At 72.8% G+C, this 7,910-nt stretch carries 6 protein-coding genes and 1 pseudogene; 3 read left to right on the plus strand and 4 right to left on the minus strand.

Annotated features, from left to right (window positions below; translation table 11 throughout):
• Together ACIQOV_RS17150 and ACIQOV_RS17155 are read right to left on the minus strand one after the other, a co-directional pair.
• A partial coding sequence (locus ACIQOV_RS17150) for a hypothetical protein (protein WP_401049296.1) occupies window positions 1–185 on the minus strand: 185 nt, incomplete at its 3' end.
• Window positions 186–368: 183 nt separating this feature from the next.
• Window positions 369–1,394 carry a LuxR C-terminal-related transcriptional regulator gene (locus tag ACIQOV_RS17155; protein ID WP_401049298.1) on the minus strand — a complete coding sequence of 342 codons (1,026 nt, stop codon included), beginning with the start codon at window positions 1,392–1,394 and terminating at the stop codon, window positions 369–371.
• A gap of 133 nt (window positions 1,395–1,527) precedes the next feature.
• Here ACIQOV_RS17155 and ACIQOV_RS17160 point away from each other — a divergent pair, with 133 nt between their 5' ends.
• Both ACIQOV_RS17160 and ACIQOV_RS17165 read left to right on the plus strand, forming a co-directional pair.
• Window positions 1,528–1,698 (plus strand): hypothetical protein, encoded by a 171-nt coding sequence (locus ACIQOV_RS17160; RefSeq protein ID WP_401049300.1) that lies wholly within the window; start codon window positions 1,528–1,530, stop codon window positions 1,696–1,698.
• A gap of 57 nt (window positions 1,699–1,755) precedes the next feature.
• Window positions 1,756–1,983, plus strand: a complete 228-nt coding sequence (locus ACIQOV_RS17165; RefSeq protein WP_401049302.1) for a response regulator transcription factor — start codon at window positions 1,756–1,758, stop codon at window positions 1,981–1,983.
• A gap of 128 nt (window positions 1,984–2,111) precedes the next feature.
• On the opposite strand, the gene ACIQOV_RS17170 is transcribed toward ACIQOV_RS17165, so the two are convergent.
• Window positions 2,112–3,293 carry an RICIN domain-containing protein gene (locus tag ACIQOV_RS17170; RefSeq protein WP_401049304.1) on the minus strand — a complete coding sequence of 394 codons (1,182 nt, stop codon included), beginning with the start codon at window positions 3,291–3,293 and terminating at the stop codon, window positions 2,112–2,114.
• Between the two features lie 295 nt (window positions 3,294–3,588).
• Here ACIQOV_RS17170 and ACIQOV_RS17175 point away from each other — a divergent pair, with 295 nt between their 5' ends.
• The gene (locus ACIQOV_RS17175) at window positions 3,589–3,888 is read left to right on the plus strand and encodes a hypothetical protein (protein WP_401049306.1); all 300 of its coding nucleotides are present in this window, start codon (window positions 3,589–3,591) and stop codon (window positions 3,886–3,888) included.
• A gap of 40 nt (window positions 3,889–3,928) precedes the next feature.
• Here ACIQOV_RS17175 and ACIQOV_RS17180 read toward each other — a convergent pair.
• Window positions 3,929–7,910 (minus strand): annotated as a pseudogene (locus ACIQOV_RS17180) (hypothetical protein); the annotation flags it as partial.

The raw sequence follows: 7,910 nt of genomic DNA on the forward strand, positions 1-7,910 counted from the left end.
ATCAGATCGTCGTCAGGCATGCGCGTCATGCTAACGGCGCACGCGGAGGTGACGGGGGGCTCGTAGTCCGTCCACAGGACGGCCGGTCCTCCACCGGACCGGGCCGAAAGGAACGCGGCGAGTTCCCGGAGGTAGCCGCTCTCGTCGGCCGGTTCGTTCTCCTGATCGTCCGGCCCCCACTGCACCGTCGTCCTCCGTTCCGGAGCCTCGCGTCGGGAGGCTTCCCTTCGCCGGGCTCCATCATGGATTCCGGTGGTGGCGCCGGGACAGTCACGCGAACCCGGTCCCGCGCCTCCGGTCCCGGACTCACGTGACCCTGCCACCCGAGTGACCCGGCCACCCCCGCACCCCTGCCTCCCGGGGTGTCGCTACTCGCCCAGCAGCCCGGTACGAGCGGCGGCCACACCGGCCTGGAACCGACTCTCGGCGTCCAACTGTCCCATGATGTCGGCGATGTGACGCCGCGCGGTGCGCAGAGACATCCCGAGGCGGCGGGCGATCGTCTCGTCCTTGAGCCCGGCGGCGAGCAGCCGCAGGATGGTCCGGTCGATCTCCTGGGAGACCTGCTCCAGGCCGTCCTCGGTGGCGGCGGAGAACGGCCTGGCACACGACCAGGACTGTTCGAAGATCTCGCACAGATAGGCGACCAGTGACTCCTGACGGACCGCCACCGCGCCCCAGGAGCCGTCGCTCGCGGGGATGAAGGCGAGTTCGCGGTCGAAGACGATGATCCGGCCGAACAGCTCGTGGACGGTGCGGTACTCGCCGCCGAGCGGCGAGGCCGCTTCCACGTACGCCTGACTGGGGCCGTTGAAGCGTGCGGTGTGGTGGTAGAGCGTGCGCATCCGCACCCCGCGGGCGAGCAGGGCGCGGTCACGGCCGAGTGCTTCCTCCATGGCTTCCGGCACGCGGCTTCCGCCACCGGGCTGGCTGGCCAGTACCTCGCTCCGGCAGCTGTCCGAGGCCCGGTCGAGTGCCGCCCGTACCTCCTGCAGGCTGCTGATGACCTCGATCCCCTCACCGGCGCCGGCCATCCGCCCGCTCCGCCGGTAGTGGGGGAAGAAGCCGACGAGTTGGGCCTGTCCCCTGGCCAGCTCCTCCTGCTCGCGCCGGATCCGGGCCTCGACGGGGGCGGCGAGCCGGGCCATCGCGGCCTCCGGTGCGACGGCGTAGCCCGCCGCCGGGTCCTGCGGGTCCGGGTACACCAGGCGCAGGGCGCTCAGCCTGCGTACCGAGGAGGCGGCCCGGTCCGGGTCCAGTCCCAAGTCTGCGGCGATGGCGGCGGGTTCGAGCCGGTGGTGTTCCAGTACCCAGGAGTAGACCGCCGCGTCGACCTGATCGGGTTCCGTTCCGCCCGCCCGATCGTCCGGTTCGCCGGAAACATCCATGTACATCCCCCAGTCACTTTGCTGCCACCCAGCTTGGTGAGGTGGTCGGCCCGTAGGCGCGTGATCATCTCGCCGACATGCTAGATCACAGGCCGGGACCCGCTCGGCGAACCGTTGAGGTTCCCTCCAGGAGGACTCCATGAAGCGTTTCATCACCGCCGCCGTACTGCTCGCGGCCCTTCTCGGGATCAGCGCCCCCGCCGCGCTCGCCGTTCCGCAGGACCAGCCGACGGCGGCCCGCAACGTTCACGCGGACGACACCTCGTGGGGCGGCTCGTGCGCGACCCCCTCCTGCCAGCCCGTCTACTGAACGGTCGCCGTGACCACCGCTCCCGTTCGACGTCCCCTCAGCCAGGAGAGTGCCCCGATGTCCCGACCCGCCACCGCCACCCCCGCCCTGAGCCGCCGGGAGGTGGAGGTGCTGGAGCTGCTGGCCCGAGGAGCCACCTACGACACCATCGCGCGCCGCCTCCAGCTCAGCCCGCACACCGTCGACACCTACCTCCGACGGATCCGTAGCAAGACCGGCGCCACCACCCGCATGCAGTTGGCACTGTTCGCCTTCACCCACGGCCATGGCCTCCCCGCCTCGTGACGCGGCCCCGGGGCGCGTGCGCGATGTCGGGCCGGACACGGGCCCGCCCCCGCCGGCGGGTCCCGGCAGGGGCGGAGTCAGGCGCGGGGCCAGGCGCGGAGTCGGGCGCGGAGTCGGGCGAGGGGCGGTCAGGCCTTGATCGTCCAGCGCTGGTTCCAGTCGTTGGTGCAGGTCCAGACCCCGAGGGCCTTGTTGTCCTCGTCGTAGGTGAGGCAGTCGTCGGCGCTGACGCGGATCTGGTACTCGCCGTCGCCGAACGCGAAGACCTCCCACCTCTGGGCGGCGGAGCCCGTCCAGGGGCGCGCCTCGGCCAGGTAGCTCTTGGTGTTCTCGGTGAGGGCCAGGCCGGTGACGGCGTTGGTGATCTTGTACAGCCCGCCGGCGTCCTGGGTGAAGACCCAGCCGGTGGACTTGGCGGCGGTGCTGGTGGCGGCGGTGACCGGGCTGCCGCTCGCGGAGCCGTTGGCGGCGGGGGCCCGGCCGTTCTTGACGCTCGGGCGCAGCGTGCCGCCCAGTTGGGCGGCGCCCGAGTCGGCGACACCGAACCCCATCCGGATGTGGCCGCCGGGGATGCTGCTCCCGGTGTCGCCGGTCTCGTGCGCGGGGATGCCGGGGGTCTCCGGGCTGCTGATGGGGACCGCGGGGACGGTGATGACCTGGCCGCCGATCGGCACCTGCGGCGTCGAGGGGGTTCCGGGCGGCGGGGTGGAGCCGCTGGTGGACCCCGGCACCACTCGGGCCGGGAAGTGGATGTGCCGGCCCCCGTGGCCGCTGGTGTCCGAGTCGTGGCCGATGAAGGCCCAGTTCATGAAGCCGCCGTCACCGTAGTTGACGAAGTCCGATTCGCCCGCGAAGACCCAGACCTTGAAGTCGTCGTAGCCCTGCGGCCCGCCCTCCTTGTCGTGGTGCTCCAGCCTGACGTCGTCCTCGAACATCACCCCCCGCATGTTCGCCGAGTAGTCGTTCTTGAACCACTTGGTGTCAAAGGCGTCCGTCCCGTCGTACTTGAAGACGAGGACGTTGTAGCCGGGCGCGGCACTGCTCAGCTTCGTGACCAGGGCCTGGGTGAACTGGGCGTTCTCCATCTTCGCCTGCTTGGCCGCACCGACGACGAACTTGACGGTGTCGGAGACGGCGCCGATCAGGGCGCTGGTGCAGTTGCCACCCCCGACGCCGTCCTTGCCGGCGCAGTCGGCCGCGACGGCCGGGGCCGGGGCCGCGACCAGAGCCGTACCGGCCCCGGCGAGGAGGCTGGCGGCCAGGGCGGTGGCGGTGGCGGACTTCTTCAGGCGGGCGCTAACGGCGCTCATGATGGGCTGCTTTCGGACGAGTTCGGAGGAAGCGTCAGGCGGACCGGCACAACGCGGTACGGGTGCGGGCGGCCAGGGGGCGTCACCGCCGCCACCTGTCCGGTCCGCCTTCCTGCCGGCGTTCCGTTCGGTGAGGTAGATCTTGCCGAGCCGCGATGGTCACGGACAGTCACGAAGATCCGGTGCCGGAGCGGCGGTACCTGGATCACGTGACACGCCCCGCGGCCGGAGCGGTGACGGACCTGCCGCCGGACGGAGGCCTGACAGCCGCGGGTCCCGCGTGTAGCGTCGCCCCATGACCGACGAGATCACGGCCAGGGCAGGCAGAGAGTTCTACACGTTCGACGGCCGGGTCCTGGAGGTCTTCGGGAGCTCTCCGAAGCGGTTCCACATCCGGAACACGGACCTGCGGGTCACGGGCCCCGACCGGAAGGGGAGGCGGACCGTCGAGGTCGTCGCCGGTCCGCCCGAGGCCCCGGCGACGCAGCACACCTGGCACCTCTCGGCCGAGGAATGGCAGCGGGCCCAGGGCCTGGAAGCCCTGCTGGAAACGGTACGGGCGGCCATCGCGTCCGCCCGGGAGCACGGAGCCTGAGGGTTGTCCGCAGCTGCGGCCGAGGACGGCCGCAGCCCTGTCAGCGGCTCGGGCACGGGTTCCGGTAGGCGATGTCGGGCGCGTACAGGCGCCATTGGGCGGGGCTGACGGAGCCCCTGCTGTAGGAGCACAGGCGGTCGGCGAGCCTGGCGGGATCGGTGTCGAGCAGCGAGACGGTCCTGTTGGAGGCGACGAGGAGGGTGGGCCCGGTCGCCACGAGCGCGACCGCGCGGATCGTGTCGCCGCTCGGATTGGCCACGGAGACCACGAGAACGGGGCTGGTGGGGTTGCGGACGTCCCAGAGTTCCAGGGTGCCGCTGTTCCAGATGGCCATGAGCGCGCCGTTCTGGGCGAATTCGACGCCCTTGACGCCCTGCACCGTCTGAATGGTCGTCTCGGGCCGGGTATGCCCCGGATCGCCGATGTCCCAGAGGGAGACGGCGCTTCCGTTGTTGGCGCCGGCGGCGAGCAGCCGGCCGTCGCTGCTCAGTCCCAGGACGTCGTTGAAGGCACCGGGCACGGTGACCCTCGACGTCGGCTCGCCGCCGGCGGTGAAGTGGAACAGTTCCAGGGCCGAGCACTTGCAGCTGGTGTCCGGTGTGCTCGTGACGGCCATGACCGTACCGGCCGGGGTGTCGCGGGAGAGCGCGGAACCCATGTTCAGCGAGTCGGCGGAGCCGCCGGAATCGGAGGAGCCCTCCGGGGGTTTGATCGCCGACGAGCCGGTGCGCCTCGGTTTCGCCGGGTCGCTGACGTCCCACCAGTCGAAGCCGGCCTTGCTCGCCAGGTAGGCCGTGCGGCCGTGGTTCACCAGGCCGGCGTCGTGGCCGTCGGCGTCGGGGGCGGGGATCGAGCCGACCTCCGTCGCGTCGAGCGAGTCGGTGACCCGCCACAGGTGGAGTGCCCGGCCCCTGATCACCGCGATGAGGTGGCCGCGGTCGTCCCAGGTCACCCCGAAGCTGATGATCACGTCACCGACGGTCGACGGGGTGGCGGGGAAGTCGGCGGTGCCGAGGGAGCCGGCCTTGACCGGGCGGTGCGGATCGCTCACGTTCCAGAGCCGGACCTCGCCCTCCCATCCGACGGTCAGCAGCGCGTCCGCGCGGAGGAACGCGGTGCTCCGCACGGAGACCGGCAGGGTCGCGACGAGTGCGGGGCCCGTGGACGCGGAGAGGTCCCAGAGCCCGACGGACTGCGTGGTCGGGGTCGGCGCCGTTGCGGTGACCTGCTGCGCCGCGGCCATCAGGCGGCCGTCCGGGCTGAACGACCAGGAGGGGAGGCCGCCGGGCAGCCGGGCCTCGTCGATCTGCCGGACCGGTGCGCGCCACCGGCGCAGCACGCCGTCGGCGCCCACGGTCAGCAGCCCGCCGGCCACGGTCGTGGCCATGGCGTAGAGGCCGGAGGCCGTCTTCATGCAGCTCGACTTCGCGGACACCAGGGCCAGGTTGTCCGCGGACAGGGGGACGAAGCACAGATCGCCCTTGGGGTCCTTCACGTCCGTCCCGCCGTAGGCGAGCTGGCGGCCGTCCCGGCTGAAGGCCACCGCACTCACGTTCGCGGAGCCCCCCGTCGAGACTCTGACGGCCTCGGGGTGGGCCGGGTCCCCGAGCCGCCAGAGACCGACGTCCCGCTGGCTTCCGGCGGCCAGCAGGCCGCCGTCGGGGCTGAAGACGATCGACTTGTACCCGGTCTCCAGGGTGGCCGGATTGGCCGGGTCGACCGGGTTGACCGGGTTGACCGGGTCGGCGATGTCCCACAGCTGGGTCCTGCCGCCGAGAACGGTGGTGGCGAGCAGGCTTCCCCGCGGTGCGAAGGCCACGGCGGCGAGGGCCGCGGGTCCCTGCCCGGTCGGGTTGCGCAGCCGGGCGAGCTCCGTGGGGGCGGTGGGCCGGGCGATCGACCACAGGCGGGTGTCGCCGTTTCCCAGGGCCGCTGCCAGCAGCGTGCCGTCCGCGCTGGTGGCCATCGACATGACGCCCGCCCGTTCCCCCGTCGGGTCGGTCGCCAAGGGCAGACGGGCCGCGATCACGGGCTTCCCGGGGTCGGCGAGGCTCCACAGGCACAGGCCTCCCCCGGTGCCGCACGAGGCGGCCAGGTGGGACCCGTCCGGGGTGAGGGCGATGCCCGTCAGGCCGACCTCGACGGTCGAGCGGAGCGCCGGCGCGTCCGGGTCGGCGATGTCCCAGATCCGGACCACTCCGTCCTGGTTCACCGCGGCGACCAGGGACGCGCGGGCGGCGGTCGCCATGACGAGGGTGTCCTTCCCGGCCTCGCCGACGACACTGTTCAGCAACGAGCCGCTCAGGTCGTACAGCTGGGCGGCGGCCTCCCGGGTGGGGGACGTCCGGTGGGCGGCGATCGCGAACTGGGCGGCCAGTCCGGGATCGGTGCCGCCGAGGGCCTGCGCGCGGGCGGCCAGATCCTTGGAGTCGACGACCGCGGCCTTCTGGGCGGTGGCCTCCCGCTCCCGGGCGGTGGCGTGGCGTTCCCGCACGGTGAGCACGCCCCCGGTCACGGCGGCCAGCAGCGTCACGCACAGCGCCGCGGCCACCGTGCCCTGCCTCCGCCGGCGCGACCGGCGGTGGACGCGACCGCGTTCCAGGTAGTCCCGTTCGGCCTCGCTCAGATCCCCGGCCCGGCTGTGCAACCAGGGCTCGGCGCCCGCCAGCGTGATCCTCTTCGGCAGCAGATCGTGGTCGCGCCCGCCGCGCTCCCAGCGCTCCCGGTCGTGCCGCAGGACCTCCCTCCAGGCCAGGAACGCGCGGTCCTCCTCGACCCAGGCCCGCAGCTTGTCCCAGGCGTTGATCAGCGCCTCGTGCGCGAGCTCCACCGTGTCCACGCCTTCGGCGCTGCGCCCGACGACCAGCAGCCGCTCGTCGGCGAGCCGCCGGGCGATGCGCCACTCGTCCTCGCCGAGCTCGGTGCGCAACGCCGTCCGACGGGTGGCGGACAGCGAACCCAGCGGCACCCGGACGAGCTGGGTGAAGAGACGACGGGCGGCCCCCTTCTCCTCCTCCGGCGAAACCTTGTACCGCAGGACGTCGTTGGCGTAGGCGCCCAGCGCGCCCTTGACGCCGCCGAGCGCCTCGTAGGCCTGGTGGGTCAGCAGACCGGCGTCCTGGCGCCGCCAGAGCAGGTCGAGGGTGAAGCCCAGCAGCGGCAGCGCGCCCGGTTCGGCTCCGGTGTCGTCCAGCAGGCGCTCGGCCAGGTTGGGCGCGTAGCGCACCCCCGCGACGGCGTCGACCGGCGCGGTGACGACCTGGTGCAGCTGCTCGCGGCTCATCGGGCCGAGTGCGTAGACCTGCCGGCCGATGACCGGGCCGAGGAGCGGATGGGCGAGGGCCTCCTCCAGGAAGTCGGCCCGCAGGGTGGTCAGGACGCGGACGGTGTTCGGCAGGGTGTCGGTGAACAGCACTGCGGCCAGTTCGTCGACGGCGGACCGGCCGCGCACCAACAGCTCCTCGAACTGGTCCAGCACCAGGAGCAGTTGGTTCGCGCCGTGGATTTCCAGGAGCCGGGGCACGAGGTCGGCCATGCCTCGCGGCCCGGCCAGCACGGCGGCCAGGACGGGGGCCCGCTCAAGACGCTGCGTCGCCGACAGCGCCGGCTCCAGCAACGGCAGCAGCGCGGCGGCCAGCGCCGACAGCGGACTGCTGCCGGAGTCCGGCCGCAGGGTCACCGCCAGCGCCCCCGCCGCACGGCGCCGGGGGACCACCCCGGCCATGGCCAGCGACGACTTCCCGGAGCCGGAGGGGCCGACGACGGTGACCCAGCGCTCGCGCGCCGTCAGGACGGCGACCTCCTCGCTCTCGGTGTGCCGGCCGTGGAAGACCGCCGCGTCCGACTCCTGGAACGAGGTCAGGCTGCGGAACGGCGACGGCGGCATCGCGACGGCCCGCAGCCCGGGCCAGGCCGCCGTCAGGCCGTCGGTGGGGGTCAGGTAGCTCACCGGGGGATCGGTCGCCTCGGCGATCGTCACCATGCCGACCACCCCGCCGAGCCGGTCGTCCCACACCGGGCTC

Source organism: Kitasatospora sp. NPDC091257, from assembly GCF_044757675.1.
Lineage (GTDB): Bacteria > Actinomycetota > Actinomycetes > Streptomycetales > Streptomycetaceae > Kitasatospora > Kitasatospora lactacystinica.

Excerpts from the sequence above, each read along its gene's own strand:
- ACIQOV_RS17155 (WP_401049298.1), bottom strand. The coding sequence starts at position 1,394 with ATGTACATGGATGTTTCCGGCGAACCGGACGATCGGGCGGGCGGAACG.
- ACIQOV_RS17160 (WP_401049300.1), top strand. The coding sequence starts at position 1,528 with ATGAAGCGTTTCATCACCGCCGCCGTACTGCTCGCGGCCCTTCTCGGG.
- ACIQOV_RS17165 (WP_401049302.1), top strand. The coding sequence starts at position 1,756 with ATGTCCCGACCCGCCACCGCCACCCCCGCCCTGAGCCGCCGGGAGGTG.
- ACIQOV_RS17170 (WP_401049304.1), bottom strand. The coding sequence starts at position 3,293 with ATGAGCGCCGTTAGCGCCCGCCTGAAGAAGTCCGCCACCGCCACCGCC.
- ACIQOV_RS17175 (WP_401049306.1), top strand. The coding sequence starts at position 3,589 with ATGACCGACGAGATCACGGCCAGGGCAGGCAGAGAGTTCTACACGTTC.